The organism is Pseudomonas lyxosi, from assembly GCF_047758685.1.
Lineage (GTDB): Bacteria > Pseudomonadota > Gammaproteobacteria > Pseudomonadales > Pseudomonadaceae > Aquipseudomonas > Aquipseudomonas lyxosi.
On the sequence record NZ_CP180481.1, the window covers coordinates 2914399 to 2941141 of the forward strand.

Here is a 26743-nt window from a genome sequence, read left to right on the forward strand (position 1 = left end):
TGTCGGGCGAACTTGGTTCATCTTGGTCAGCGTAAATCGGAGGCGTTATGAAGGTGCTGCTGGAGTACCAACCACCTTATGACTGGTCGGCGATGCTGGGTTTTTTGTCGGCGCGGGCGATTGTCGGGATCGAGGTGGTGGTTGACGGCATTTACTCGCGCAGCATCGGGTTGAACGGTGTTCATGGCACGCTTTCGATCAAGCCCGCAGCGACGGATGCACTTGAAGTGACGCTGGATTTTTCTGATTCAGCGGCGGTGCCAGAGATCATCGCGCGGCTGCGGCGGATGTTTGATCTGGATGCGGACCTGGCATTGATTCATCGGCAACTGGCGGTTGATCCGTTGATGGCGCGGTTGATTGCCGAGCGTCCGGGGTTGCGGGTGCCGGGGGCGTGGGATGGCCTGGAGTTGGCGATTCGTGCGGTGTTGGGGCAGCAGATCAGCGTGGGTGCGGCGATTAAATTAGCGGGGAAACTGGTGGCGCAGCATGGCGAGCCGCTGGCTTCGTCGTTGCCCGGCGTGATCCATGTGTTTCCTCAGGCCGCCGCTTTGGCGTCAGTGGATCTGGCAACGTTGGGGATGCCGAAAAGCCGTGGTCGAACGCTGTCGGGTGTGGCTCAGGCGTTGCTCGATGATCCTTTACTGTTTGAGCCGGATCGGGAGGGCTGCGTTGCGCGGCTGTTGGCGTTGCACGGGATTGGTGACTGGACGGCGCAATACATCGCCTTGCGGCAGTTGCGTGATCCGGATGCGTTTCCGAGCGGGGATGTGGGGTTGATCAATGCGCTGGCGGCGCTTGAAGGTGAGGCGGTGACGGCTCGGCAATTGTTGCAACGAGCTGAAGCGTGGCGACCTTATCGAAGCTATGCGGCGCAGCTGCTTTGGACATCACTCTCCCGGCCTGACTGATCGACTGATCGTTCCCACGCTCTGCGTGGGAATGAATCCCGTGACGCTCTGCGTCACAGTGGACGCGGAGCGTCCATGGCTGCATTCCCACGCAGAGCGTGGGAACGATCATCCGGCAGTCACCACCACTGCGGGCGATGTGAACCTAATTCTCCAGCAGCAAGTGCCCACTGCAACGGTGTGCCCGTTATTTTCAATGGCACATGAAGTCGATGCGCCGGTCCCCAAGGCGTCTGTTCAACCAACAGCCCCTGATCGTTGTCATCCTCCGCCCGCAACGGCTCATCTGTTCCCCGGCCGTTTTCAATCAACAACTTCGCCGTACGCGCCAACGACAACCGCGCCGATCCACTACGCCCCAACAATCGAATCGCACTGGCCGCCATCAAATACCCGGTGGCATGATCGAGCGCTTGCAAGGGTAATGGCGTCGGCTTGTCCGCGCGCTTCCACTGCATGCCGGCGTCGGCGATTCCGCTGCTCATTTGTACCAGGCTGTCGAAGCCGCGGCGGTTCTGCCACGGGCCGCTCCAACCGTAAGCATTGAGGCTGACGTCGATCAGGCCGGGCGCCAGTTTCTGGCGTTCGGCGACGCCGTAGCCCAGGCGTTCCAGTGCATCGGCGCGGTAGCCATGGAGCAGAATGTCAGCGTCCTTGAGCAGGCTTTCGAACACCGCGCGATCCGTCTTGTCGTGCAGGTCCAGGTGCGCGCAGCGTTTGCCCAGGGTGACTTCCGGCACCACGCCGGGTTCGTTCCAGGTCGGTGGATCGATGCGCAAAACGTCGGCACCGAGGCCTGCCAGAAAACGGCTGGCGATCGGTCCGGCGAGCACTCGGGTCAAATCCAGCACCTTGATCCCGGCCAGCGGTTGCGCCACCGAGCCTTGCCACGGTTTCGCGTTCTGGCGGCTGTTTTCAGCAAACTGAATCAGCGGTTCGGCGTTCACCGCCTGACCTTGGGGATGCGCCTGCCATTGCGCCCAGCTACGCATCTCGGCGGCGCAGCCACCGGCATCGACCACGGCCAGCTCCAGATCGCTTTTAGCCCATTGAGCAACCTTGCTCGCCATCGCGGCACGGTCGGCACAGGCGCCGAGCACTTTTTCGGCAGCGGCGCGGTGATGGGGCGCGTTGGTGTGCAGGCGGATCCATCCGTCTTTGGCCGCGTAGTCACCGGCGACCGGATCCCACAGCGGTGGGACGCTCCAGCCTACCGGGCGGATCGACGTGGCGAACCAGAAAGAGGCCAGTCGGCGGTCGACCTCAAGGCTGGGCAAGCGACCGGTTTGTTGCTGCAACCATTCGCTGACAGCCTGGCCGGCAGCGGCAATGCTGGCGCACGCCAGGTCAGTGACGGCAAACGCTGAGGGCAGGGCGCCGCTCGAGGTGAACTTGACCTGGGTGTGAGGCAAGCCGAGTGCGGCTTGAATGGACGTGAGTAAATCAGTCATCGAAGGCCCTCCGGAAGAGGGCTTTATGATAGATCGTTCCCACGCTCTGCGTGGGAATGCCTCAATGGACGCTCTGCGTCCGCTTGGGACGCGGAGCGTCCCGGGCTGCATTCCCACGCGGAGCGTGGGAACGATCACTACACGCGAAACTGATCCATCAATTTCATCTGGTGGGAGGTCAACGAGTTGAGATGGCTGCTGATCTGCGCAGACTCGGTGGCCTGGCCGGTCAGGGTTTCGGTGACGGTGCGGATCGCCGAGACGTTGCGGTTGACCTCTTCGGCCACCGCGCTTTGCTGTTCGGCGGCGCTGGCGATTTGCAGGTTCATGTCGCTGATGACCGTCACCGCGTCGCTGATTTTGCTCAAGGCCTGGACGGCTTGCTGGATCTGCCCGGCATTGCTGTGAGCTTGAGTCTGGCTCGAATGCATCGTGGCCACCACGCCGCGAGTGCCGGTCTGGATGCGCTCGATCACGATGCGGATTTCTTCCACCGAATCTTGCGTACGTTTGGCCAGGTTGCGCACTTCATCGGCGACCACCGCAAACCCGCGACCGCTCTCGCCGGCCCGCGCCGCTTCAATCGCCGCGTTGAGCGCCAGCAGGTTGGTTTGTTCGGCGATGCTGCGGATCACTTCCAGCACCGAGCCGATCTGCTCGCTGTTGACCGCCAACGCTTCGACTTCGGTCACGGCCTTGCTGACTTCGTCGGCCAGTTGATTGATGTCGCGGGTGCTGCGTTCGATGATCTGCATGCCGTCGCGAGCCGACTGGTCGGCACCCTTGGCCGCGTTAGCCGCGTTCGAGGCACTGTTGGCGACGTCGTGGGCGGTGGCGCTCATTTCGTTGGACGCGGTGGCGACCTGGTCTATTTCGCGGAACTGCACCTGCATGCCTTCGCTGGTCTGGCGGGCGATTTCCGAAGACTGGTCGGCGGTGCCGCGTGCATCGGTGATGCTTTGTTTGATCTGCGCGATGGTCGGTTGCAGCTTGTCGAGGAAACGGTTGAACCAGCTCACCAGTTCGCCCAGTTCGTCTTTCTTGCTGTAGTGCAGACGTTGCGTCAGGTCGCCGTCGCCGCTGGCAATCGCCTTGAGCATCTCGGCCACGCTGTTGATCGGCCGGGTCACGCCGGACGCCGTGAGCCAGATCAGCAACAGTCCGACCAGACCGGCAATCACCGCCACCAAAACGGCTTGGATCGTGCCGCTTTGCTGGGCGTCATCGAGTACGGCTTGCAACTTCACCGAGTCGGCCAGCAACACTTGTTTCGGCAGGTCGATCACCACACCCCAGGCTTTGGACTCGGCAATCGGACTGACCGGGTACACCGCGCGGATCAGGTCGCCCTGTTCAAGAATCTTCGGCGTGCCAGCGCTGAGCAATTGCAGGACGTCCTTGCCGTCTGCGCCCAGGGTTTCACCAATGCTTTTGCCGACCTTGCTCGCGTCGACGCTGTAACCGGCGAGTACGCCGCTGCCGGAGACAATCAGCATGTGCCCGGCGCTGTTGAACAGATCACGATGGGAATCGACAGCCGCCGCTTGCAGCGCGTCGAGGGCAATGTCCACACCGACCACGCCGATGGATTTGCCATCCACCAGCAGCGGTACAGAAATGGTGGTCATCAGCATTTCCTTGCCGGCGACGGTATCGGCATATGGGTCCAGCAGGCAGGTGCGCTTGCTGTCGCGAGGGCAGGTGTACCAGCTGTTATAGGGTGTGCCGCTGAGGCTCAAGGTGGTTTTGGTCATGTCGTCTTCGACCATGATCGTGTTGATCCCGACACCGCCGGCACGGCTCCAGTAGCTGGCGAAACGACCGGCTTCGTTGGATTGGCGAGCGGCATCGTTGGCGAACTCGCTGTCCTTGCCGTCGAGGCCGTTGGGTTCGAATGCCAGCCAGATGCCGAGCACTTTGCTGTTGCGCTCGAAGGCGGTTTTCAGGCTCTGGTTCAACTCTTCACGCAGGGCGCCGGCGTCAAGGGAGCGCTTGCTCGCCATGTTGCGCATGTCCTCGATCTGATCGGCCAGGGCGGTCACCACCAGCAGGCTTTCGCCGAAGGTCTTCTGCACCCGCACCGCTTGCTCGGCGGCCTTGGCCTGGAGCAGGTTCTGCACGCTGGCGGTGAGCATCTTGCTGCTGGAGGCGCTGACCAGTTCATCGTTCTGATCGGTCTGGTAGATGTTCATGCCGACGATCAGGACGACCACGCCCAGCAGGCACAGACCGGACAGCAGGACGGTTTTCAGGCGGATGGAGAGAGAGTCGAACATAGGACGAGCTCGCGAATGGATGAGGTGTTGGCTGTGAGTCGGGATCGACCCAATTCGCCAAGTCCATTCAGCGCCATTTAATGCACATCGGCGTGGGCGCAGGTTGCATGAACGCGAAGCCGACGAACGGTAATAGGTGAACGTTTGCGCAGGAAAATGCCCTGAAAAGGGCAGAAATTCAGGAGATTTTCGGCAGCGATTCCGGCCGCGACCAGATCCACAGATTGCCCAGGCTCATGCCCGCAATCGCCAGAAATATCGGCCAGCCAGGATCGAGCATCACCAGCATCAACGCGGCGCACAGCAGCATGCTGACGGTGGCGCTGACCTTGGCTCGGCGGGCGATGATTTTGCCGTTGCGCCAGTTGCGCAGGATGGAACCGAACAGCCGATGGTTTTCCAGCCAGGCGCTCAAGCGCGGAGAACTTTTGGTCGCGGCCCAGGCGGCCAGCAGGATGAACTCGGTGGTCGGCAGGCCGGGTACGACGATGGCGATCAGGCCGATGCCCAGGCTGATGTAGGCGAGCAGACCGAACAGTAGGCGGGCAAGTTTTGAAGAGGCTGGTTGAGGCATTGGCTCAGTCGGCAAGAACCCTGTGGGAGCGAGCTTGCTCGCGATGGCGGACTAACATTCCCCCTTTCAGTGATTGACAGATTGCCATCGCGAGCAAGCTCGCTCCCACAGGGAAATGCATTCAGTCAGGCGAGTTCAGGGGTGCTGGTGTAAGCCTGTTCCAGCAAAACGGTAAAGCGGTTGAACGCGTCGATAGCGCCTTTATCCAACTCGGCTTCTTCTTGCGCGCTGAGTTCCAGCCCGTCGAGGGTTTTGACGAAGCTCTTCCAGCCTTCAGCGCGACCACCGGCCGGTTCACCGAGATGGCGGGCACCAAAGGTTTCGCTCAAGCCGAGACCGATAGCACGCTTGATCAGGAAGGCCGCGCCAAGTTTCGAACCCTCCGAGACGAACAGCCAACCCAGCGCCTCGGCTTTGGTTGGATTCTTCACGGCACCGGCGACTGGCGCTGGAACTTCAGTTTCCAGGTCCGCCAGATCCGCCTTGGCCGCTTCAGCACGGCAGCGAGCTGGCAGGTCCGGGGCGATGGCGGTCAATTCGGCATCGTTGTACAGCGACACCAGTTCTGACTGAAACAAATATTGAGCCACCACGAAACGCGCGAAGTTGGCCTGGGATTCAAACGGTGCGTGGGCTTTGACCAAGGCATCGAGCTTGGTGTGAGGCTCGTTTGTGATCTGGTTCAAACGTTGCGAACGCAGAGCAGGGCGTTGAGCAGTGTCCTGAGTGGTCATGAGAAGTCCTTGAGAAAAAGAGGCGCTTGGTAACGAGACGAATGACGTGGCGCCAGACAGTAAAAAAACCTCACTGCGCCACTTCTCTAAAAGCAGCGCAGTGAGGTGGCAGGGTCAGATATCCCAGACCAGATTGATCGCGAAGTTGCGGCCCGGTTGAGTCAGGCGATCGAGGTTGGCCGGTTGAGTGACCGAGGCTTCGCCGACGCTGTCGTAACCGCGCACGTCATCCCACTGCCAGTACTTCTTGTTGGTCAGGTTGTACAAACCGGCGTTGACGGTTACGTCGTCGGTAACCTTGTAGAAGCCGGTCAGGTCGAGCACGCCATAACCCGGCGTCTTGAACTGAGTGCTGGTGCCGTCAGGGGTTTTGAAGCTGGTGCTGTCGACGCGGGTTTTGCGCTTGACCAGTGTCCAGCTCAACAGGGCGCCGTAGTTGTTCTGGTCGTAACCCAGGCCGAACACGCCGGTCAGCGGGTTAATGCTGTTCAGCGGCTGGCCGCTGTCATCGTTTCGGCCATACAGGTAGGCCACCGAGCCTTGGGTATAGAGACCAGTCGGGGCGCCAAAGCTGTCCAGGTTCAGGCGACCCTTGAGCTCCACGCCTTTGATGGTGGCGTGCGCGATGTTGTTGCTCTGGAATGTGGTCTCGGTGTAGCCAGGCGTGATGGCGTTCTCGTCGATGAAGTCGCGGTATTTGTTGTAGAACACCGCCACATCGAAAGTGCCTGCCTCGAACTGGCCGCGCAGGCCGGTTTCATAGCTCTTGCTCTTTTCCGGTTCCAGGTCGGGATTTGGCGCGACCTGATAACCGCCGGCCAGGTTTTCAAAGCGACCGTAAAGGGCTTTGGCGGTCGGCGTGCGGAAGCCTTCGGCGTATTGGCCATACCAGGTGTAGTTGTCGTTGAAACTATAGGTGGTGCCGAATTTTGGCGACAGACGATGCCAGGTCTTCGTCTTGTCACTCACCACGCCGTTGCCGCTTTGGTCGGCGGTGACCAGGAACTCGTCGGTGATGTGCGGCTTGAGCTCGGTGTAGTCGTAGCGTGCGCCGGGCAGGAAGGTCCAGTTGCCCCAACTGATCTGATCCTGGGCAAACAGGCTGTAGCTGTTGATGGTCGGATCCGGGAAGTCGCTGGCCGGTTTCAGTGTGTCCGCGGCGCTGGCGGCACCGATGACCCGGCAAGCGCCGGCTACGGTCAGGCAGGTGCCGCTACCGGTACGCAGACCAGTGACTTTGTCCTGTTTGATGGTCGTGCCATAGGTGATGCGGTGGTCGGTGTCGGCGATGGCGAACGACTTGTCAGCCTGGGCATCAAACACCCATTGGCGATCCTTGTAGGTGGTATCGCGGTTGCGCAGCACGGTGCGTGACGGCGCGTAGATTTCTTCGGTGCTCTGGTCGGTCTTGGCGATCTGGTAGTTCAGCGTCCACTTGATGTTGTCAGCCAGGACGCTGTCCAGGCCGAAGCTGTGTTCCAGACCGAAGCGTTCGCGGGTGACCGTGTCGTTGCCGGTACGGGATTTGTAGAAGCCGAAACCGCGTCCTGCGTTGAACGGTCCGCCCACCGCGCTCAGCTGGTTGGTGTCGCGGTCGTCCTTGTAGTGTTCGTAGGTCAGACCGAAGCGCGCATCGTCGGCGTAGTCCCAGCCCAGTTTGGCCAGCACGTTGGTGGTGCGCACGTCCTCGGGGTTGGCCTCGGTGCGGTTCAGGCCGGTTCCGCCGGTTTCACCGTAGGACTCTGTTTCATGACCATTGCGCTGACTCAAGTGCAACAGCCCGTCGAAGTCGCCGGTGCGGCCGGCCACCGTGCCAGAGGTCAGCCAGCTGTCGTCGGCCGAGCTGTAGCCGGTTTTCAGGCGCGCGCCGACATCCTTGCCCGGCTTGATGATGTCGTCCGGGTCCAGCGTGTAGTAGCTGACCGCGCCGCCGATGGCGTTGCTGCCGTAGAGCACCGACGCCGGGCCACGCAGGATCTCGACGCGCTTGACGATCTCGGGGTCGACGTAGTTGCGGTTGGTCTGGGCGTAAGGACCGTTGAAGAAGCTATCGGGCACCTGCACACCGTCGATCTGGGTCAGTACGCGGTCGCCGTCGATGCCGCGGATGTTGTAGCCAGTGAGGCCGGCGCGTTGGCCGGCGCCGCCCACCGAAACACCGGGCTCGTAGCGCACCAGATCCTTGATGGTATTGACGTTGTTGCGGTCCAGCTCTTCGCGGGTCTGGACAGTGACGGTGCTAGGCACGTTGTTCACATCCTGTTCCTGGCGAGTGGCGCTGATGGTCACCTGGTCCAGGTTGAGCGCGTTGCTGTTGCTGCGCTTCTCCAACACGATGTTGTTGGTGCCCAGTTTGCGATAGCTCAGGTTGGTCCCCACCAACAGGCGATCGAGGGCTTTCTCTGGCGGCAGCGAACCCCGTACGCCCGGCGAGGCTACGCCTTCAGCCAGTTCTGCCGGCAAGCCGACCTGCCAACCGGTCACGGCGGTAAAGGCATTGAGTGCCGAGACCAGCGACTGCTGAGGGATGGCGAACGCGTAATCGCCCATGTTGCGGGTCGGTTGCTCTGCAGCGGTGGCGGCGCAGAGCTGCGCGCTGCCGGCCATCAGGATGGCGGCGGTCAGCAGCGACAGCACGCGAGAAGGTGAAGAAGGTTGGCGGGTAAGGCGAGAGGACATCGATAGCGCTCCGTGTCGCACGAATCTTTATAGGTGCTGATTGGCATCTGAAGATGCGAATCAATTGCATTGGCTATAACGAGACGTACGGGGTTCGGCTATCGAGTAAAAATAATTCTCATCTAGGGGGTGTTCTCAATTAGTTTCCCCACCGCGGGGAAACTAATTGAGAACGCCCCCTAGTTCAAAATCACCAGCGCCGGGAATTCCTGAAGTCGTGCCGAGGTGATGTGGGCCAGCGAACGGACCACGTCCAACGGCTGGTCGAGGCGGTAATTGCCGGTGACGGCGATGTCGGCCAACTGCTCGTTGTTGTTGATGATCCAGCCTGGGTAGTAACGACGCAGCTCCGCCAGGACCTGGCTCAGCGGGCAGTTTTCGAACACCAGTCGACCCTGGACCCACGCCAGGTCGGTCGCGGCATCGAGTTTGGTGGGCCGATCAAAACCGTTGGGGCCGATGCGGATGCTTTCTCCGGCGGACAAGCGAATTCGCGCGTCGTCGCGGGTCGCTCGCAAGTCGACGTCCCCACGCTGCACTCGAACCTGTGCCACGCCGTCCAGATAGCGCACCGCAAAGGCGGTGTCCCGCACGCTGGCCTTGACCGGCCCGGCGTCGATTTCCAGCGGCTGGCCGCGATTGGCCGCCACCTCGAAAAATGCCTCGCCCTGATACAAACGGGCCATGCGCTGTTGATCGTTGATGGTGCTGGAGAAGGCCGAATTGGTATTGAGCAGGACCTTCGAGCCATCCTCCAGTTGCAGCCGCTGGCGTTCACCGACCACGGTCAGGTGATCAGCCTGCAGGCGTACCGGCAGATTGCTGAAGCTGAACAAACCGAGGATCAGCACGGCGGCGGTGGCCAAGGGTTTCCAGTGGGGGCGCAGGCGCGACAGGACGGTCACTTTCGTCGGCCGGGCGGCCAGGCTTTGCGCGCACTGCACGACCTGCGGGCCCTCCCAGATCGCCTGAGCCTTGGCGAACGCTTCGGCATGCGACGGATGGGCGGCCAGCCAATCGTGAAACTGTCGGGTCTGTTCCTCGCTCGGACTGTCCAGCACGATCAGCCAGTCCAGGGCCTGGTCCATCGCGCTTGCGGGGTCCCGCGCCGGGGAGGGCGGAAGGGAGCGGTGGGTGTCCGTCACGGTGTTTCCTCGGCAGTGTCTTGGCACCGCTGTTTTTTTAGTGAAGCTTGAAAGTGGGGCAAGGGTACCAAAGCCCGATTGTCAGTGCAGGTCATCCTCTCGCATAGAGAATAAACCTACAGATTCAGTCGCCGTTTAACCGTTCGGCCACGCCGATGCAGATCGCCATGATCAGTTTCAGCTCCTTTTGCACCGTGCTCAATGACACGCCGAGCTTCTCGGCGATCTCCAGATAGCTGTGCCCGTGCAGACGACTGAGGATGAAAATCTGCTGCTGACGGGCGCTGAGTTCATTGAGGCTCACGTTCAAACGCTCGAGCAATTGTTCGGCATGGGCGGCGTCCTCGGCACTGCTGGCGGGGGCGGCGACGCTTTCCACCACGTCCAGCGGCACGTCGTCGAGCATCGTGCGGGACTGGATGCGCCGCGCACGCAAATGGTCCAGCGCCAGGTTGCGGGCGGTCTGGAAAACGAAGGGCTCAAGGTGATCGATGGCCCGCTCACTGAGCGCCCGGGTCACTCGCAGGTAGGTCTCCTGCAGGAGGTCTTCGGCGGTGCTGTGATTGTTGACCATCCGCTCCAACGTGCGCAGCAGAGAGACTCGCTGGGCAATGAAGACGTGATTGAAGCGAGATTGACTCACGGGAGGACCTGATCCATTTCGAGCGAATGATAATGCTTATCATCCGCTCGAGTGGTCAAGTATTGATTTGTGAAGCTGATTTTCGAAGGGCTAGGCGCGGCCCAGCAGATAGGTCGCGTAATCGGGGATCCGATGTTCGTGCGCCTGCTCCATCATCGGGCTGCTGAGCAGGTAGTCGGCGCTGCATTCGTTGCAGGCGACGGGAATGTTCCAGACCGCCGCGACTCGCAGCAACGCCTTGATGTCCGGGTCGTGCGGCTGTGGTTCGAACGGGTCCCAGAAGAACACCAGCATGTCGACCCGCTGCTCGGCGATTCGCGCGCCGAGTTGCTGGTCGCCGCCTAACGGACCGCTGATCATGCTCTCCACAGGCAAATCCAGGCGTTGTTGCAACAACAACCCGGTGGTGCCGGTGGCGACCAGTTCATGCTGTGCGAGCCTTTCTTTCTGCCGCTCGGCCCAGTCCAGCAAAAACACCTTGCAGTGGTCATGGGCGACCAGGGCAATACGCTTGCGCGCTGCCATGGTCTTTTGCGTAAAGCTGATACCGATCATCGGTGCTGCTCCGAGGCGTAATGCGCTGCGTAGGAGCTGCCGAAGGCTGCGATCTTTTCGGCGGGACGCCGACGCTTAAGATCAAAAGATCGCAGCCTTCGGCAGCTCCTACAGGTCCGCGTGGCTTACTCTGCGTTGCACAGCGCCAGGCAGTTATCGAGCATGCGGTTGGAGAAGCCCCATTCGTTGTCGTACCAGGCCAGTACCTTGAGCAGCTTGCCGCTGACCTTGGTGTGGTTGGCGTCAAAGATCGACGACAGCGGGTTGTGGTTGAAGTCGCTGGAAACCAGCGGCAGGGTGTTGTAGCCAAGAATCTTCGAGTGCTGGCTGGCTTCTTTCAGCAGCGCGTTCACTTCATCGGCCGACGCTTCGCGTTTGAGTTGCACGGTCAGGTCCACCAGCGACACGTTGATCACCGGCACGCGCACCGACATACCGGTCAGTTTGCCCGCCAGTTCCGGCAGCACCAGACCGACTGCTTCAGCCGCGCCGGTTTTGCTCGGGATCATGTTCTGGGTGGCCGAACGCGCACGATACGGGTCGACATGATAGACGTCGGTCAGGTGCTGATCGTTGGTGTAGGCGTGGATCGTGGTCATCAGACCGCTTTCGATACCCAGCTCGCGGTGCAACACCTGGGCCACCGGGGCCAGGCAGTTGGTGGTGCACGACGCATTGGAAATGATCTGGTGCGATTGGCGCAGAATGTCGTGGTTAACGCCATACACCACCGTGGCGTCGGCGCCTTTGGCCGGGGCCGAGATGATCACTTTGCGTGCGCCGGCCGTAATATGCGCGGCGGCTTTGTCGCGGTCGGTGAACAAACCGGTGCATTCGAATACGACGTCGACCTTCTCGGCAGCCCAAGGCAGTTCGGCCGGATTACGAATGGCGCTGACAGAAATACGGTCGCCGTTGACGGTCAGGCTTTCCTGATCGTGCTGGACATCGGCATCGAACGTGCCATGAACAGTGTCGTACTTGAGCAGATGAGCGTTCATCGCGCTGTCGCCCAGGTCATTGATGGCAACGATCTGCAGATCCTGGCGATACCCTTGGGTATACAGTGCGCGCAGGACGTTACGGCCAATTCGGCCAAAACCATTGATTGCGATTCGAAGAGTCATTTAACAGGGCCGCCGTCGTTTTGTTGTTGGAATTACAAGATTATTCGCATAAAAATAGAAAACAAGCCTTTTTAATGGCAATATTTTGTTCAATCTACAACGAGTGACCTGAATCAACTGGTCCGACCGATCAAGAAAACCGTCTGTCATCCCATCGACAACGGCTCTTGTTCAGCATAGACAATCAGGTCGCCACATCCGTTAGCCTGGAGTTCTAAACATGCATCCCCGCGTCCTTGAGGTCACCGAACGGCTTATCGCCCGCAGCCGCGCCACGCGTGAGGCTTACCTTGCACTGATTCGTGGTGCTGCCAGCGACGGTCCCATGCGCGGCAAGCTGCAATGCGCCAACTTCGCCCACGGCGTAGCCGGTTGCGGCACCGACGACAAAAACAGTCTGCGGATGATGAACTCCGCGAACATTGCGATTGTGTCGTCCTATAACGACATGCTCTCGGCGCACCAGCCGTACGAAGTCTTTCCTGAACAGATCAAAAAAGCCCTGCGCGAAATCGGCTCCGTTGGCCAGTTCGCCGGCGGCACCCCCGCCATGTGCGATGGCGTGACCCAAGGCGAGCCGGGCATGGAACTGAGCCTGCCGAGCCGCGAAGTGATTGCGCTGTCCACCGCCGTGGCGCTGTCCCACAACATGTTCGATGGCGCGCTGATGCTCGGCATCTGCGACAAGATCGTGCCGGGCCTGATGATGGGCGCGTTGCGTTTCGGTCATCTGCCGACGATCTTCGTGCCGGGCGGGCCGATGGTTTCGGGCATTTCCAACAAGCAGAAAGCCGACGTGCGTCAGCGCTACGCCGAAGGCAAGGCCAGCCGCGAAGAGCTGCTGGAATCGGAGATGAAGTCCTACCACAGCCCGGGTACCTGCACCTTTTACGGCACCGCCAACACCAACCAGTTGCTGATGGAAGTCATGGGCCTGCACTTGCCGGGCGCCTCTTTCGTCAACCCGAACACCCCGTTGCGTGATGCCCTGACCCGCGAAGCGGCGCATCAAGTCACGCGTCTGACCAAGCAGAGCGGCGACTTCATGCCGATCGGCGAAATCGTCGACGAACGTTCGCTGGTCAACTCCATCGTGGCCCTGCACGCCACCGGCGGCTCGACCAATCACACGCTGCACATGCCGGCGATCGCCATGGCGGCGGGCATTCAACTGACCTGGCAAGACATGGCCGACCTCTCCGAGGTGGTGCCGACCCTGAGCCACGTCTACCCGAACGGCAAAGCCGACATCAACCACTTCCAGGCGGCGGGGGGCATGTCGTTCCTGATCCGCGAACTGCTGGAAGCCGGGCTGCTGCACGAAAACGTCAACACGGTGCTGGGCCACGGCCTGAGCCGCTACACCATGGAACCGTTCCTCGAAAACGGCGAGCTGGTTTGGCGCGAAGGTCCGATCGAAAGCCTCGACGAAACCATCCTGCGTCCGGTCGCTCGTGCGTTCTCGCCAGAGGGCGGCTTGCGGGTGATGGAAGGCAACCTCGGCCGCGGTGTCATGAAAGTGTCCGCCGTCGCGTTGGAAAACCAGGTCGTCGAAGCACCGGCCATGGTGTTCCAGGATCAGCAGGATCTGGCCGATGCATTCAAGGCCGGTTTGCTCGAGAAGGATTTCGTCGCGGTGATGCGCTTCCAGGGCCCGCGTTCCAACGGCATGCCGGAGCTGCACAAGATGACGCCATTCCTTGGCGTGCTGCAGGATCGCGGCTTCAAAGTCGCGCTGGTCACCGACGGGCGCATGTCCGGTGCGTCGGGGAAAATCCCGGCGGCGATTCACGTCAGCCCCGAAGCGTATGTGGGCGGCGCTTTGGCGCGGGTGCAAGAGGGCGATATCATCCGCGTCGATGGCGTCAAAGGCACCCTGGAGCTTAAGGTGGACGCCGACGAATTCGCAGCGCGCGAACCTGCCAAGGGCCTGTTGGGCAATAACATCGGCAGCGGTCGCGAACTGTTTGGTTTCATGCGCATGGCCTTCAGCTCCGCAGAGCAGGGCGCCAGCGCCTTTACTTCTGCCCTGGAGACGCTTAATTGAAACTGGCTTTGGTCGGTGACATCGGTGGGACCAACGCACGTTTCGCGTTGTGGAAAAACCAGCAGCTGGAATCGATCCAGGTGCTGGCAACGGCCGACCACGCCAGCCCGGAAGAGGCGATTGCTCTCTACCTGAGCGGGCTTGGCCTGGTGCCGGGTTCGATCGGTTCGGTGTGCCTGTCGGTGGCCGGCCCGGTGAGCGGCGATGAATTCAAGTTCACCAACAATCACTGGCGACTCAGCCGCAAGGGTTTCTGCAAGACCTTGCAGGTGGATCAACTGTTGCTGGTCAACGACTTCTCGGCGATGGCGCTGGGCATGACCCGTTTGCAGCCGGACGAGTTTCGGGTGGTCTGCGAAGGCACGCCGGAACCATTGCGGCCGGCGGTGGTGATCGGTCCGGGGACTGGCCTCGGTGTAGGCACGTTGCTCGATCTCGGTGAAGGGCGGTTTGCCGCGTTGCCGGGGGAGGGCGGTCACGTCGATTTGCCGCTGAGCAGTCCGCGGGAAACTCAACTGTGGCAGCACATCTTCAATGAGATCGGCCATGTCAGCGCTGAAACGGCGTTGAGCGGCAGCGGTTTGCCTCGGGTTTACCGGGCGATTTGTGCGGTGGACGGTCATGAGCCTGTGCTGGATTCCCCCGAGTCGATTACCGCGGCCGGCCTGGCCGGCGACCCGATTGCCCTGGAAGTGCTTGAGCAGTTCTGCTGCTGGCTGGGTCGCGTGGCCGGCAACAACGTGCTGACCACGGGCGGACGGGGTGGCGTGTACATCGTCGGTGGGGTGATTCCGCGGTTCGCCGATTTCTTCATCGAAAGCGGCTTTGCCCGGTGCTTTGCCGACAAGGGCTGCATGAGCGATTACTTCAAAGGCATCCCTGTGTGGCTGGTGACGGCGCCGTATTCCGGCTTGATGGGCGCGGGTGTGGCGCTCGACCAGGCCTAAGACCGAGTCGCCTTCATCGCGAGCAAGCTCGCTCCCACAGGATTACTTACATTTTCAGAATATGTATTTATCCCTTGTGGGAGCGAGCTTGCTCGCGATGAGGCCAGAACAGACAACAAATATTCAAGGTCCATCAGGCATAATCCGCCCAATTCAAACAACAAGGATGCCGCCCCTGTGAGCTCAGTCAACAAGTCGATTTTGTTGGTCGATGACGATCAAGAGATACGCGAGTTGCTGGACACCTACCTGACCCGCGCCGGTTTCCAGGTTCGCACCACGCCCGATGGTGCAGGCTTTCGTCAGGCGATGAACGAGGCACCGAGCGATCTGGTGATCCTCGACGTGATGCTCCCGGACGAAGACGGCTTCAGCCTCTGCCGCTGGATCCGTCAGCACCCGCGTCAGGCGCAGGTGCCGATCATTATGCTCACCGCCAGTTCCGACGAGGCCGACCGCGTCATCGGTCTGGAATTGGGCGCCGACGATTACCTCGGCAAACCCTTCAGCCCACGTGAATTGCAGGCGCGCATCAAAGCCTTGTTGCGCCGCGCGCAGTTCGGGCAGGAACGTTCCGGCAGTGAAGTGCTGGCCTTCGATGACTGGCGGCTGGACATGGTCAGCCATCGCCTGTTCCACATCGACGGCGAAGAAGTGATTCTCTCCGGCGCCGATTTCGCGCTGCTGAAACTGTTCCTCGATCACCCTCAGGAAATCCTCGACCGCGACACCATCGGCAACGCCACCCGTGGCCGCGATTTGATGCCGCTGGATCGCATCGTCGACATGGCCGTCAGCCGTTTGCGCCAGCGTCTGCGCGACACCGAAAAACCAGCGCGGCTGATCCGTACCGTGCGCGGCAGTGGCTACCAACTGGCCGCCAATGTGGTTGCCAGCAATGGCCACTGAGTTTTTCCGCAAGCTCGTCGCACGGATTCCCGTGCCGCGTTCTCTGCTCGGGCGGATGTTGCTGCTGACGCTGTTGGCGGTGCTGTTCGCCCAGACGCTGTCGAGCGTGATCTGGGTCTCGCAACTGCGCGCCACCCAGCTTGAAGGCCTGGTCACCAGCGCCCGAAGCCTCGCTCATTCGATGACGGCCAGCGTCAGTTACTTCCGCTCTTTGCCGGTAGCGTTTCGGCCATTGGTACTCGACCAGTTGCGCAGCATGGGCGGTACTCGTTTTGTGGTGACGCTCAACGACAAACCCTTGGGCATGGAAGTGCTGCCGATCACCCCGCGCAAAGAAGCGGTGCTCAAAGCGGTGGACGAAGTGCTGCGCCAGTCCCTGGGCCAGGACACGGACATCTCGGTGACCTTCGTTAGCCCCGAAGACCTGCGGATCTTCAACAGCGGACTGAAGCTCGATGAATTGCCGCGCTCCTGGGCGCATTACGCGCTGACCCTGGAGCCGGTGAACCCGCCGGTATTGGTCACGCAAATCCAGATGGCACCGGGCGAGTGGCTGTACATCGCCTCGCTGTTGCCCGAGCCCTACACCAGTCTTGAAGAACAAGGCCTGCCGGCGCAGCAAGTCTGGTTCATCGTGCTCACCAGCGGCTTCTTGCTGTTGTTTATTGGCCTGCTGGTGCACTGGCAGAGCCGGCCGCTCAAGCGTTTGGCGCGGGCTGCCCGGGACATGTCCCTGGGCGCGGAAGTCGAGCCAGTGGCCGAGGGGGGGGGCAGTGAAGTGGTCGAGGTCGGCCGCGCCTTCAATGCGATGCGCGAACGCATCAGCCGTTACCTGACCGAGCGCAGCCAGTTGTTCAGCGCGATTTCCCATGACTTGCGCACGCCGATTACCCGCTTGCGGTTGCGGGTTGAATTGCTCGAAGACGAAACGCTGCAAGCCAAGTTCGGCCGTGATCTGGATGAGCTGGAGCTGCTGGTCAAAGGCGCGCTGCAATGCGTGAAAGACACCGACATCCACGAAAACATCGAACCGGTAGACCTCAACCATGTACTTGATTGTCTGGTGGAGCCGTATCTGGCACCCAACGGCAATGGTCGCGTTACCCAGCAAGGGCGTGCGCTGGCGGCGTATCCGGGGAAGCCACTGGCGCTCAAGCGTTGCATCGGCAACCTGATCGACAATGCCCTGAAGTATGGGCAGAAAGCGCATTTGCACATTGATGACGACCAGAGTGCGTTCATCCTGCATGTGGACGATGAAGGGCCCGGGGTGCCGGAACAGCGGATGGAGCAGGTGTTCGAACCGCACTTCCGCCTGGCCGGGCAGCAGCAGGGTTATGGGTTGGGGTTGGGGATTGCGCGAAATATTGCGCATAGCCATGGGGGGGAGGTCAGCCTGCAGAATTTGCGTGAGGGTGGGTTGCGGGTGACGTTGCATTTGCCTCGTAGTGTTGATTAGTTAGACCGCGTCGCGCCCATCGCGAGCAAGCTCGTTCCCACAGGGGAGGCGCGTCGTACACAAATCCAATGTGGGAGCGAGCTTGCTCGCGATGACGTCAGACCCTTCACCACATTCCTCAAGGTGAATGTCACGAGTCAGTGACATAACTCGCCCCCTTCGTTACAAGCCCACCACCGCCCGTTGTTTAGACTGCCCCCAGTCATAACAACAAAAAAGGCACCCCATGGACACCTTCCAACCCGCATTCAGCAGTTGGGTGAACGCCCCCGCCCATCAGCAATGGCTCGCCGCCGAAGGCCTGCGCCTGTTGGCGTTTGCCAAGGCTTCAAAGCTTCCTGAAGGCTTCGGCAATCTTGATGAAAAGGGCTGCCTCCCGGCCAACGCTCAAGCTGAAACCATGAACACCGCGCGCATGACCCACAGCTTCGCCATGGCCCACATCCAGGGCTTGCCGGGTTTTGCGGAACTGGTGGATCACGGCATCAAAGCCCTCAGCGGCCCATTGCGTGACGCCGAACACGGTGGCTGGTTCGCTGCCCCCGAACATCGCGACGGCAACACCGGCAAGGCGGCCTACCTGCACGCCTTCGTCGCGCTGGCTGCGAGTTCTGCGGTTGTCGCTCAGCGTCCCGGCGCACAGGCCTTGCTCGACGATGCCATCGACATCATCGACGCGCATTTCTGGAGTGAGGAGGAGGGCGCGATGCGCGAATCCTTCAACCGCGACTGGAGTGAAGAGGAAAGCTATCGCGGTGCCAACAGCAACATGCACGCCACTGAAGCATTTCTCGCATTGGCCGATGTCACCGACGACAACCGCTGGCTGAGCCGCGCCCAGCGCATCGTCGAGCGGGTTATCCATGGTCACGGCGCCGCCAACGATTACCTGGTGGTCGAGCATTTCGACCGCGACTGGCAACCCTTGCGCGAATACAATCATGACAACCCGGCCGATGGTTTTCGCCCCTACGGAACCACGCCGGGCCACGGTTTCGAATGGGCCCGGTTGATGCTGCATCTTGAAGCGGCGCGGGTTAAGGCCGGGATGCTCACACCGGGCTGGCTCGCCACCGACGCGCAAAAACTCTTCGACCACAACTGCCGTCACGGCTGGGATGTCGACGGGGCGCCGGGGATTGTCTACACCCTCGACTGGGACAATCGCGCCGTGGTTCGCCATCGTCTGCACTGGACCCATTGCGAAGCCAGCGCCGCCGCCAGTGCGTTGCTTAAACGCACAGGCGATGCGCAATACGAAAGCTGGTACCGACTGTTTTGGGAATTCTGTGACGGTCATTTCATCGACCGATGTGATGGCAGCTGGCATCACGAACTCGATCCCCAAAATCGCCCGAGTGCCGATATCTGGGCCGGCAAACCCGACCTTTATCACGCCTGGCAAGCGGTGCTGATCCCGCGCCTGCCTCTGGCACCGAGCATGGCGACTGCCCTGGCACAGTTATCCCGGAGCGCTCCTGTGTAACCATGTGGTGACATTCGAACGTCCCTTCGTTACCTGCGAGGGGATCACTCCTGTTTAAAATCCTATGCAGCGCAAGCACCAGACTTGCATGCATAACAACAAGAAAGGTACTACACGATGAATGCGATTTCTCGCCTCGCTACTGTCATTTCTCTCGCCTCACTGCTTCCTCTGTCTGCATTCCCGCTGAGTACGCTTGCTGCCGATTCCAAAGGTTCGGTGGAAGTCGTTCACTGGTGGACCTCTGGTGGTGAAAAGGCAGCGGTCGATGTTCTGAAGGCCCAAGTCGAAAAAGACGGCTTTACCTGGAAGGACGGCGCAGTCGCCGGTGGCGGCGGTGCTACGGCCATGACCGTACTCAAAAGCCGCGCCGTTGCCGGTAACCCGCCGGGCGTAGCGCAGATCAAAGGCCCGGACATCCAGGAATGGGCGTCTACCGGTCTGCTCGACACCGACGTTTTGAAAGATGCCGCCAAAACAGAGAAGTGGGACAGCCTGCTCGACAAGAAAGTCTCCGATACCGTGAAGTACGACGGTGATTACGTGGCCGTGCCGGTGAACATTCACCGCGTCAACTGGCTGTGGATCAACCCGGAAGTCTTCAAGAAAGCCGGCATCGAAAAAGCACCAACCACCCTTCAGGAATTCTACGCGGCCGGTGACAAGCTCAAGGCTGCGGGCTTCATTGCGCTTGCTCACGGCGGCCAGCCTTGGCAGGACAGCACCGTGTTCGAAGCGGTGGTCCTTTCGGTCATGGGCGTCGACGGCTACAAGAAAGCCCTGGTCGACCTGGACAACGCTGCACTGACCGGTCCTGAAATGGTCAAGGCGTTGACCGAGCTGAAGAAAGTCGCGACCTACATGGACGCCGACGGCAAAGGTCAGGACTGGAACCTGGAAGCGGCCAAGGTCATCAACGGCAAGGCCGGCATGCAGATCATGGGTGACTGGGCCAAGAGCGAGTGGACAGCGGCCAAGAAAGTCGCCGGCAAGGACTACGAGTGCGTAGCCTTCCCGGGCACCGACAAGGCCTTCACCTACAACATCGACTCCCTGGCCGTGTTCAAGCAGAAAGACAAGGGCACTGCTGCCGCTCAGCAGGACATTGCCAAGATCGTGTTGGGTGAGAACTTCCAGAAAGTCTTCAGCATCAACAAGGGCTCGATCCCGGTTCGAAACGACATGCTGAGCGACATGGGCAAGTACGGTTTCGACTCTTGCGCCCAGACCGCTGCCAAGGACTTCCTGGCGGACGCCAAGTCCGGCGGCCTGCAGCCGAGCATGGCGCACAACATGGCGACCACGCTGGCGGTACAAGGTGCGTTCTTTGATGTCGTGACCAACTTCATCAACGATCCGAAAGCCGATCCTGCCGTTGCCGCCAAGCAGCTCGGCACGGCCATCAAAGCTGCCAAGTAACCGTTAGCTGCGCAGACTTGCGTGGGAGCGGGCAACCCCGCTCTCACGCAGGCAGGCGCTTGTAATCCTTTCTCTTCGTACGGGATCTTCCCATGAGTTCTGTTGCTGTGTTCAGCAAGGCCTCGCCGTTCGATGCACTGCAGCGCTGGCTCCCCAAACTGGTGCTGGCGCCCAGCATGTTCATCGTCCTGGTCGGCTTCTATGGCTATATCCTGTGGACGTTCGTCCTGTCGTTCACCACGTCGACCTTCCTGCCGACTTACAAATGGGCGGGCCTGGCGCAATACGAGCGGCTTTTCGACAACGACCGTTGGTGGGTAGCGAGCAAGAACCTGGCGGTTTTCGGCGGCATGTTCATCGGTATCACCCTGGTGATCGGTGTGCTGCTGGCGGTGTTTCTTGATCAGCGCATTCGTCGCGAAGGTTTCATTCGCACCATTTACCTGTACCCGATGGCGCTCTCGATGATCGTCACCGGTACCGCCTGGAAGTGGCTGCTCAACCCGGGCATGGGCCTGGACAAATTGTTGCGTGACTGGGGCTGGGAAGGCTTTCGCCTGGACTGGCTGATTGACCCGGACCGCGTGGTGTACTGCCTGGTGATCGCTGCGGTATGGCAAGCCTCGGGCTTTATCATGGCGATGTTCCTCGCCGGCCTGCGTGGCGTTGATCAATCGATCATCCGTGCCGCCCAGATCGATGGCGCGAGCATGCCGCGGATTTACCTGAAAGTGGTGTTGCCCAGCCTGCGTCCGGTGTTCTTCAGTGCGGTCATGATCCTGGCCCACATCGCGATCAAGAGTTTCGACCTGGTGGCGGCAATGACCGCCGGTGGCCCGGGTTACTCCTCCGACCTGCCTGCGATGTTCATGTATTCCTTCACCTTCAGTCGCGGCCAGATGGGCATGGGTTCGGCCAGTGCGATTCTGATGCTCGGTGCGATTCTCGCAATCATCGTGCCTTACCTGTACTCCGAGCTGAGGACCAAGCGTCATGACTAATTTCGCTGCCAAACCTTCCATCAGCCTGAGTCGCATCGCGATCTACGGTGTGCTGATCCTTGCCGTATTCCTTTACCTGATACCGCTGGTGGTCATGCTGTTGACCAGTTTCAAGACGCCCGAAGACATCAACTCCGGCAACCTGCTGAGCTGGCCGACCGTGGTCAGCGGCATTGGCTGGGTCAAGGCCTGGGGCACTGTCGACGGGTATTTCTGGAACTCGATCAAGATCACCGTTCCGGCGGTGATGATCTCCACTGCCATCGGTGCGCTGAACGGCTATGTGCTGTCGATGTGGCGCTTCCGAGGCTCGCAACTGTTCTTCGGTTTGCTGCTGTTCGGGTGCTTCCTGCCGTTCCAGACCGTCCTGCTGCCGGCCTCGTTCACCCTCGGCAAGATGGGCCTGGCGAGCACCACCACGGGCCTGGTGTTCGTGCACGTGGTCTACGGCCTGGCGTTCACCACGCTGTTCTTCCGTAATTACTACGTCAGCGTTCCCGATGCGCTGGTGAAAGCGGCGCGGCTCGATGGCGCGGGTTTCTTCACCATCTTCCGCTTGATCATCCTGCCGATGTCCACCCCGATCATCATGGTCTGCCTGATCTGGCAGTTCACCCAGATCTGGAACGACTTCCTGTTCGGTGTGGTGTTCTCCAGCGGTGACTCGCAACCCATTACGGTGGCGTTGAACAACTTGGTCAACACCAGTACCGGGGCCAAGGAATACAACGTTGATATGGCGGCGGCGATGATCGCCGGGCTGCCGACCCTGCTGGTCTATGTGGTCGCAGGCAAGTATTTCGTGCGCGGGCTGACGGCCGGCGCAGTCAAGGGGTAATCATGGCTACGCTCGAACTTCGCAATGTAAACAAGACTTATGGCCCCGGCCTGCCGGACACCCTCAAGAACATCGAACTGTCGATCAAGGACGGTGAGTTCCTGATCCTGGTCGGACCTTCGGGTTGCGGCAAATCGACCCTGATGAATTGCATCGCCGGTCTGGAGACCATCACCGGCGGCGCGATCATGATCGGTGACCAAGACGTCAGCGGCATGAGCCCGAAAGACCGGGACATCGCCATGGTGTTCCAGTCCTACGCGCTGTACCCGACCATGAGCGTGCGCGAGAACATCGCCTTTGGCTTGAAGATCCGCAAAATGCCCGCCGCCGACATCGAAGCGGAAGTGGCGCGGGTAGCCAAGCTGCTGCAGATCGAACATTTGCTCAACCGCAAACCCGGCCAGCTCTCCGGTGGTCAGCAACAGCGCGTGGCGATGGGCCGTGCCCTGGCGCGGCGGCCGAAGATTTACCTGTTCGACGAACCGCTGTCCAACCTCGACGCCAAGCTGCGCGTCGAGATGCGCACCGAAATGAAACTGATGCACCAGCGCCTGAAAACCACCACGGTCTACGTGACCCACGACCAGATCGAAGCGATGACCCTGGGCGACAAAGTGGCGGTGATGAAGGACGGGATCATCCAGCAGTTCGGCACGCCGAAAGACATCTACAACAACCCGGCCAACCTGTTCGTGGCGAGCTTCATCGGTTCGCCGCCGATGAACTTCATCCCCCTGCGTTTGCAACGCAAGGACGGTCGTCTGGTGGCGCTGCTCGACAGCGGTCAGGCGCGCTGCGAATTGCCAATGGGCATGCAGGACGCCGGTCTTGAAGATCGCGAAGTGATCCTCGGTCTGCGTCCGGAGCAGATCGTGCTGGCGGGCAGCGAGCCGAACGGTTTGCCGACGATTCGCGCCGAGGTTCAGGTCACTGAGCCGACCGGTCCTGACACCCTGGTGTTCGTCAATCTCAACGAAACCAAAGTCTGCTGCCGTCTGGCACCGGACGTTGCACCGGCCGTGGGCGAGACCCTGACCCTGCAATTCGATCCATCGAAAGTGCTGTTGTTCGATGCCAATACCGGGGAGCGCCTGGGGGTGGCCGGTCAGTCTAAAACAGAGACTCACAGTGCCAATGTGGCGCAGTTCAAGGGCCGTTGATTCCGTGGCGGGCGGTCTGTCGCCCGTCGCAACCGATGTCACCGCGTTAAATAAAAACAGTTAATAACAATAAAACGAGGATGTAGGGATGAAGAAGAAGAACAACGCTCAGCTTATCTGCCAGTTGTCAGCCATTGCGGCAATGATGCTGGCCGGTAGCGTGCACGCGGCTGACGCGTTCAGCGCCGATTCCGAATGGATGACCGGTGATTGGGGTGGCGAGCGGACCAAGCTGATCGAGCAGGGTATCGACATCAAGATGGACTACGTCGGTGAAGTGGGCGGCAACCTCCACGGCGGGTTCAATGATGACAAGACCGCACGTTACGCCGACCAGTTTGGTCTGGGCGTGGCGCTGGACCTGCAAAAACTGTGGGGCTGGGATAACACCCAGGCCAAGATCCAGTTCACCAACCGTAATGGTCAGAACATCTCCAATGACCGTGTCGGCGATCCGCGTGCCGGCACCTTGAGTTCCTCCCAGGAAGTCTACGGTCGTGGCCATATGGTCCGTCTGACCCAATTGTGGATCAAGCACCAGTTCCTCGACGGTAAACTGGACGTCAAGGCCGGTTACTTCGGCGAAGGCGAGGACTTCAACACCTTCCCTTGCGAGTTCCAGAACCTGGCATTCTGCGGTTCCCAAGTGGGTAACTGGGCGACCAACGTCTGGTACAACTGGCCGATCAGCCAGGCCGCGATCCGCGTGAAGTACAACATCTCGCCTGAGTTCTATGCACAGATCGGCGCGTACAACCAGAATCCGACGCAACTGGAGCACGGTAACGGCTTCAAGCTCAGCGGCAGTGGTACCGAGGGCACCGTCTTGCCGGTCGAACTGGTCTGGTCGCCGAACCCTAACAACCTGCCGGGCGAATACCGTGTCGGTTACTACAAAAGCACGGCCAATGCCGATGACGTCCGCAAAGATGAAAACGGCGATGATGCAGCCACCAGCCGTAATGCCTATCGCAGCCACGACAGCAAGCACGGTTACTGGTTCGTGGCGCAGCAACAGCTGACCGACCACAACGGTGACAAGAGCCGCGGTCTGACCGTTTCGGCCAACGCCACTTTCCACGACAAGGACACCAACTTCGTCGACAACTACCAGTCGCTGATGTTTGTGTACAAAGGCCCGTTCGATGCACGTCCAAAAGATGACGTCGGTATCGGTTTCGCCCGTATCCATGTCAACGATGACGTGAAGAAAAACGCCGAGCTGGTCAACGCCTCCAATGGTGTCACCGAATACGAGGATCCACTGTTCTCGCCGCTGCGTAGCACCGAGTACAACTACGAGATCAACTACGGCTTCCACGTTACCAACTGGCTGACCGTGCGTCCTAACCTGCAATACATCACTCACCCGGGTGGTGTTGATGAAGTCGACAACGCGCTGGTCGCCGGCCTGAAAATTCAGTCGGTGTTCTAACGCTGTTGCGATAAGCTCCTCTCTATGTGCGCATTTTTGCGGACAGCCTTGGCTGTCCGCTTTTTTTTGGGGGCGGCGCACCCCGGGTGATTTTCAGGACCGTGGCACATGCATGAGCATCCGCTACAACGCTTCTTCAAATCCTTGCGCGAACGTCCGGTGTTTGCGTGGGAGCGCTATCAGAAGCGCGACGTGCTGGTGATCGACCATCCGCTGTGTCAGGCGGTGTTCAGTCGGCAGGGGGCGCAGTTGCTGCACTTCCAGCCAAAGGGTCAGAAACCCTGGCTCTGGTGCGCGGCGAAGTGGCCGCAGGTCGGCGCGATACGTGGTGGCGTTCCGGTGTGCTGGCCGTGGTATGGCCGTCATCCGAGCGAAAACGCTTGGCCTTCCCATGGCTGGGCACGGTTGATCGACTGGAAGCTGCTGGACAGCAGCACTGATGACGATGGTGTGCGCCTGCACTGGCAACTTCAGTTGTGTGACTGGCAAGTGGACCTGCACGCGCACTTGGGCGAACGCATGGATTTACGCCTGAGTACCGAGCATCAGGACAGCCTGCCGTGCCAATTGAGTCAGGCGTTGCACGCCTATTGGCGTATTGGCGATGTCGGTGAGGTAGCGCTGTCTGGACTCGACGGGGCGCAGGGTTACGACCAGTTGAACCGTCAGATTTGTCATCAGGAAGGCGAGTTGCGGGTAGAGGGTGGCTGTCAGCGGGTGTTCCAGCATGACGGCGAATTACAGCTCAAGGACCACGCCTGGCAGCGCGAGTTGTGCATCGATACGGGAGACAGTGCGGACACGGTGGTCTGGCATCCGGGCTCGCGACCGTTGCTTGGGGTGAGCTGGAATGAGATTTCGGAGTTTGTGTGTGTAGAAGCCGCGAGTGGCGGGACCGATAGCCTGAGCCTGGCGCCGGGGGAGAGGGCGCATTTGAGTTTACAGGCGCGGGTTGGGGCTTAGGTGTGTGGGAATGCAGCCCGTGACGCTCCGCGTCACTGGACGCGGAGCGTCCCTAGAGGCATTCCCACGCAGAGCGTGGGAACGATCGGAGTGGGTTAGTTAAACTCATCCCCAATCGGATACCGACTGGCATTCAGGCTTTCCTTGATCTTGCGCAAATGCGGCTGGAAGTCCACGCCTCGGCGCAAGGTCATGCCGGTTGCGAGCACATCCAGCACGGTCAGCTGAATGATCCGCGACGTCATTGGCATATAGATGTCGGTGTCTTCCGGCAGCGGAATGTTCAGGCTCAAGGTGCTGGCCTTGGCCAGTGGCGAACCCTCGGCCGTCAAACCCAGTACCGAAGCACCGTTTTCCCGGGCAATACGCGCCACTTCCACCAGTTCGCGGGTACGGCCGGTGTAGGAAATGATCACGAACAACTCGCCGGTGTGCGCCACCGACGCAATCATGCGCTGCATCAGCACGTCGGCATGGGCGGTGACCGCCAGGTTGAAGCGGAAGAACTTGTGCTGCGCATCCAGCGCCACCGGGGCCGAGGCGCCGAGGCCGAAGAAGTGGATCTGCCGGGCCTGGATCAACAGGTCGACGGCGCGGCTGATCAGGTTCGGGTCAAGCGCCTGAAGCGCACTGTCCAAAGAGGCGATGGCGCTGCCGAAAATTTTCTTGGTATACGCTTCCGGATTGTCGTCAGCCTCGACCGCACGGCTGACATACGCCGCGCCGCTGGCCAGGCTCTGGGCCAATTGAAGCTTGAGTTCCGGATAGCCGCTGACGCCGAACGAACGGCAGAAACGGTTGACCGTCGGCTCGCTGACCTTCGAGGCCTGGGCGAGGGCGGCGATGCTGAACCGGGTGGCCTGCTGTGGGTTAAGCAGGATCACCTCGGCGACTTTGCGTTCTGCCTTGTTCAGGTCTTCAAGGCGATTCTGGATCTGTTCCAGTAAATTTCGCACGCGGTCCATATGGTTTCCTTGGTTC

22 protein-coding genes and 1 pseudogene are annotated in these 26743 nt (G+C 60.5%); 12 read left to right on the forward strand and 11 right to left on the reverse strand.

The window, feature by feature from the left end; all coding sequences use genetic code 11:
• Positions 1 to 47: 47 nt before the first annotated feature.
• A complete protein-coding gene (locus ACMXYI_RS13360; protein WP_415773557.1) occupies positions 48 to 911 on the forward strand; it encodes a DNA-3-methyladenine glycosylase family protein in 864 nt (287 codons plus the stop codon).
• Positions 912 to 1030: 119 nt separating this feature from the next.
• On the opposite strand, the gene ACMXYI_RS13365 is transcribed toward ACMXYI_RS13360, so the two are convergent.
• From ACMXYI_RS13365 to gap, 10 genes and pseudogenes are all read right to left on the reverse strand, one after another.
• Positions 1031 to 2362, reverse strand: coding sequence for a CoA transferase (locus ACMXYI_RS13365; RefSeq protein WP_415773558.1), 1332 nt, complete (start codon positions 2360 to 2362; stop codon positions 1031 to 1033).
• A gap of 137 nt (positions 2363 to 2499) precedes the next feature.
• On the reverse strand, positions 2500 to 3255 hold the full coding sequence (locus tag ACMXYI_RS13370) for a methyl-accepting chemotaxis protein (RefSeq protein WP_371917827.1): 756 nt from the start codon (positions 3253 to 3255) through the stop codon (positions 2500 to 2502).
• A 150-nt stretch (positions 3256 to 3405) separates the two neighbouring features.
• Positions 3406 to 4638, reverse strand: a pseudogene (locus tag ACMXYI_RS13375) (chemotaxis protein); the annotation flags it as partial.
• 178 nt (positions 4639 to 4816) lie between these two features.
• On the reverse strand, positions 4817 to 5212 hold the full coding sequence (locus ACMXYI_RS13380) for a YbaN family protein (protein WP_415773559.1): 396 nt from the start codon (positions 5210 to 5212) through the stop codon (positions 4817 to 4819).
• A 125-nt stretch (positions 5213 to 5337) separates the two neighbouring features.
• On the reverse strand, positions 5338 to 5946 hold the full coding sequence (locus tag ACMXYI_RS13385; RefSeq protein ID WP_415773560.1) for a biliverdin-producing heme oxygenase: 609 nt from the start codon (positions 5944 to 5946) through the stop codon (positions 5338 to 5340).
• 114 nt (positions 5947 to 6060) lie between these two features.
• On the reverse strand, positions 6061 to 8625 hold the full coding sequence (locus ACMXYI_RS13390) for a TonB-dependent receptor (protein WP_415773561.1): 2565 nt from the start codon (positions 8623 to 8625) through the stop codon (positions 6061 to 6063).
• A gap of 179 nt (positions 8626 to 8804) precedes the next feature.
• Complete coding sequence (locus ACMXYI_RS13395) at positions 8805 to 9770, reverse strand: FecR family protein (protein WP_415773562.1); 966 nt, start codon at positions 9768 to 9770, stop codon at positions 8805 to 8807.
• A gap of 124 nt (positions 9771 to 9894) precedes the next feature.
• Positions 9895 to 10413 (reverse strand): RNA polymerase sigma factor, encoded by a 519-nt coding sequence (locus ACMXYI_RS13400; RefSeq protein ID WP_033056830.1) that lies wholly within the window; start codon positions 10411 to 10413, stop codon positions 9895 to 9897.
• Between the two features lie 90 nt (positions 10414 to 10503).
• Positions 10504 to 10968, reverse strand: a complete 465-nt coding sequence (locus ACMXYI_RS13405) for a methylglyoxal synthase (protein WP_415773563.1) — start codon at positions 10966 to 10968, stop codon at positions 10504 to 10506.
• Between the two features lie 125 nt (positions 10969 to 11093).
• Positions 11094 to 12095 carry a type I glyceraldehyde-3-phosphate dehydrogenase gene (gene gap, locus ACMXYI_RS13410; protein ID WP_415773564.1) on the reverse strand — a complete coding sequence of 334 codons (1002 nt, stop codon included), beginning with the start codon at positions 12093 to 12095 and terminating at the stop codon, positions 11094 to 11096.
• Between the two features lie 220 nt (positions 12096 to 12315).
• On the opposite strand from gap, the gene edd reads away from it, so the two are divergent.
• The 11 genes from edd (at position 12316) to ACMXYI_RS13465 (ending at position 25762) form a co-directional block, all read left to right on the forward strand.
• Complete coding sequence (gene edd, locus ACMXYI_RS13415) at positions 12316 to 14142, forward strand: phosphogluconate dehydratase (RefSeq protein WP_046049478.1); 1827 nt, start codon at positions 12316 to 12318, stop codon at positions 14140 to 14142.
• Positions 14139 to 15089 (forward strand): glucokinase, encoded by a 951-nt coding sequence (locus ACMXYI_RS13420; RefSeq protein WP_415773565.1) that lies wholly within the window; start codon positions 14139 to 14141, stop codon positions 15087 to 15089. Before edd ends, ACMXYI_RS13420 begins: the two co-directional genes overlap by 4 nt.
• A 177-nt stretch (positions 15090 to 15266) precedes the next feature.
• Entirely contained in the window at positions 15267 to 15998 is a 732-nt protein-coding gene (locus tag ACMXYI_RS13425; RefSeq protein ID WP_033056827.1) for a response regulator, read from the forward strand.
• Positions 15988 to 17457: an ATP-binding protein gene (locus ACMXYI_RS13430; RefSeq protein ID WP_415773566.1), complete on the forward strand. Its 1470-nt coding sequence runs from the start codon at positions 15988 to 15990 to the stop codon at positions 17455 to 17457. Before ACMXYI_RS13425 ends, ACMXYI_RS13430 begins: the two co-directional genes overlap by 11 nt.
• A 226-nt stretch (positions 17458 to 17683) precedes the next feature.
• Positions 17684 to 18943, forward strand: coding sequence for an AGE family epimerase/isomerase (locus ACMXYI_RS13435; RefSeq protein WP_415773567.1), 1260 nt, complete (start codon positions 17684 to 17686; stop codon positions 18941 to 18943).
• 117 nt (positions 18944 to 19060) lie between these two features.
• On the forward strand, positions 19061 to 20362 hold the full coding sequence (locus ACMXYI_RS13440; protein ID WP_415773568.1) for an ABC transporter substrate-binding protein: 1302 nt from the start codon (positions 19061 to 19063) through the stop codon (positions 20360 to 20362).
• Between the two features lie 92 nt (positions 20363 to 20454).
• A complete protein-coding gene (locus tag ACMXYI_RS13445; protein ID WP_046056150.1) occupies positions 20455 to 21363 on the forward strand; it encodes a carbohydrate ABC transporter permease in 909 nt (302 codons plus the stop codon).
• A complete protein-coding gene (locus ACMXYI_RS13450; RefSeq protein WP_415773569.1) occupies positions 21356 to 22201 on the forward strand; it encodes a carbohydrate ABC transporter permease in 846 nt (281 codons plus the stop codon). The genes ACMXYI_RS13445 and ACMXYI_RS13450 overlap by 8 nt, the downstream gene beginning before the upstream one ends.
• 2 nt (positions 22202 to 22203) lie before the next feature.
• The gene (locus ACMXYI_RS13455) at positions 22204 to 23364 is read left to right on the forward strand and encodes an ABC transporter ATP-binding protein (protein WP_415773570.1); all 1161 of its coding nucleotides are present in this window, start codon (positions 22204 to 22206) and stop codon (positions 23362 to 23364) included.
• Positions 23365 to 23452: 88 nt separating this feature from the next.
• The gene (locus ACMXYI_RS13460; protein WP_415773571.1) at positions 23453 to 24799 is read left to right on the forward strand and encodes a carbohydrate porin; all 1347 of its coding nucleotides are present in this window, start codon (positions 23453 to 23455) and stop codon (positions 24797 to 24799) included.
• Positions 24800 to 24907: 108 nt separating this feature from the next.
• Positions 24908 to 25762, forward strand: coding sequence for a D-hexose-6-phosphate mutarotase (locus ACMXYI_RS13465; protein WP_134096451.1), 855 nt, complete (start codon positions 24908 to 24910; stop codon positions 25760 to 25762).
• 95 nt (positions 25763 to 25857) lie between these two features.
• On the opposite strand, the gene ACMXYI_RS13470 is transcribed toward ACMXYI_RS13465, so the two are convergent.
• Entirely contained in the window at positions 25858 to 26718 is an 861-nt protein-coding gene (locus ACMXYI_RS13470; RefSeq protein ID WP_177318169.1) for a MurR/RpiR family transcriptional regulator, read from the reverse strand.
• Between the last annotated feature and the right edge of the window lie 25 nt (positions 26719 to 26743).

What these genes read in the sequence shown, in the direction of transcription:
- ACMXYI_RS13360 (WP_415773557.1), top strand. Translation starts at nt 48, where the DNA reads ATGAAGGTGCTGCTGGAGTACCAACCACCTTATGACTGGTCGGCGATG.
- ACMXYI_RS13365 (WP_415773558.1), bottom strand. Translation starts at nt 2,362, where the DNA reads ATGACTGATTTACTCACGTCCATTCAAGCCGCACTCGGCTTGCCTCAC.
- ACMXYI_RS13370 (WP_371917827.1), bottom strand. Translation starts at nt 3,255, where the DNA reads ATGCAGGTGCAGTTCCGCGAAATAGACCAGGTCGCCACCGCGTCCAAC.
- ACMXYI_RS13380 (WP_415773559.1), bottom strand. Translation starts at nt 5,212, where the DNA reads ATGCCTCAACCAGCCTCTTCAAAACTTGCCCGCCTACTGTTCGGTCTG.
- ACMXYI_RS13385 (WP_415773560.1), bottom strand. Translation starts at nt 5,946, where the DNA reads ATGACCACTCAGGACACTGCTCAACGCCCTGCTCTGCGTTCGCAACGT.
- ACMXYI_RS13390 (WP_415773561.1), bottom strand. Translation starts at nt 8,625, where the DNA reads ATGTCCTCTCGCCTTACCCGCCAACCTTCTTCACCTTCTCGCGTGCTG.
- ACMXYI_RS13405 (WP_415773563.1), bottom strand. Translation starts at nt 10,968, where the DNA reads ATGATCGGTATCAGCTTTACGCAAAAGACCATGGCAGCGCGCAAGCGT.
- gap (WP_415773564.1), bottom strand. Translation starts at nt 12,095, where the DNA reads ATGACTCTTCGAATCGCAATCAATGGTTTTGGCCGAATTGGCCGTAAC.
- edd (WP_046049478.1), top strand. Translation starts at nt 12,316, where the DNA reads ATGCATCCCCGCGTCCTTGAGGTCACCGAACGGCTTATCGCCCGCAGC.
- ACMXYI_RS13430 (WP_415773566.1), top strand. Translation starts at nt 15,988, where the DNA reads ATGGCCACTGAGTTTTTCCGCAAGCTCGTCGCACGGATTCCCGTGCCG.
- ACMXYI_RS13435 (WP_415773567.1), top strand. Translation starts at nt 17,684, where the DNA reads ATGGACACCTTCCAACCCGCATTCAGCAGTTGGGTGAACGCCCCCGCC.
- ACMXYI_RS13440 (WP_415773568.1), top strand. Translation starts at nt 19,061, where the DNA reads ATGAATGCGATTTCTCGCCTCGCTACTGTCATTTCTCTCGCCTCACTG.
- ACMXYI_RS13445 (WP_046056150.1), top strand. Translation starts at nt 20,455, where the DNA reads ATGAGTTCTGTTGCTGTGTTCAGCAAGGCCTCGCCGTTCGATGCACTG.
- ACMXYI_RS13450 (WP_415773569.1), top strand. Translation starts at nt 21,356, where the DNA reads ATGACTAATTTCGCTGCCAAACCTTCCATCAGCCTGAGTCGCATCGCG.
- ACMXYI_RS13455 (WP_415773570.1), top strand. Translation starts at nt 22,204, where the DNA reads ATGGCTACGCTCGAACTTCGCAATGTAAACAAGACTTATGGCCCCGGC.
- ACMXYI_RS13460 (WP_415773571.1), top strand. Translation starts at nt 23,453, where the DNA reads ATGAAGAAGAAGAACAACGCTCAGCTTATCTGCCAGTTGTCAGCCATT.
- ACMXYI_RS13465 (WP_134096451.1), top strand. Translation starts at nt 24,908, where the DNA reads ATGCATGAGCATCCGCTACAACGCTTCTTCAAATCCTTGCGCGAACGT.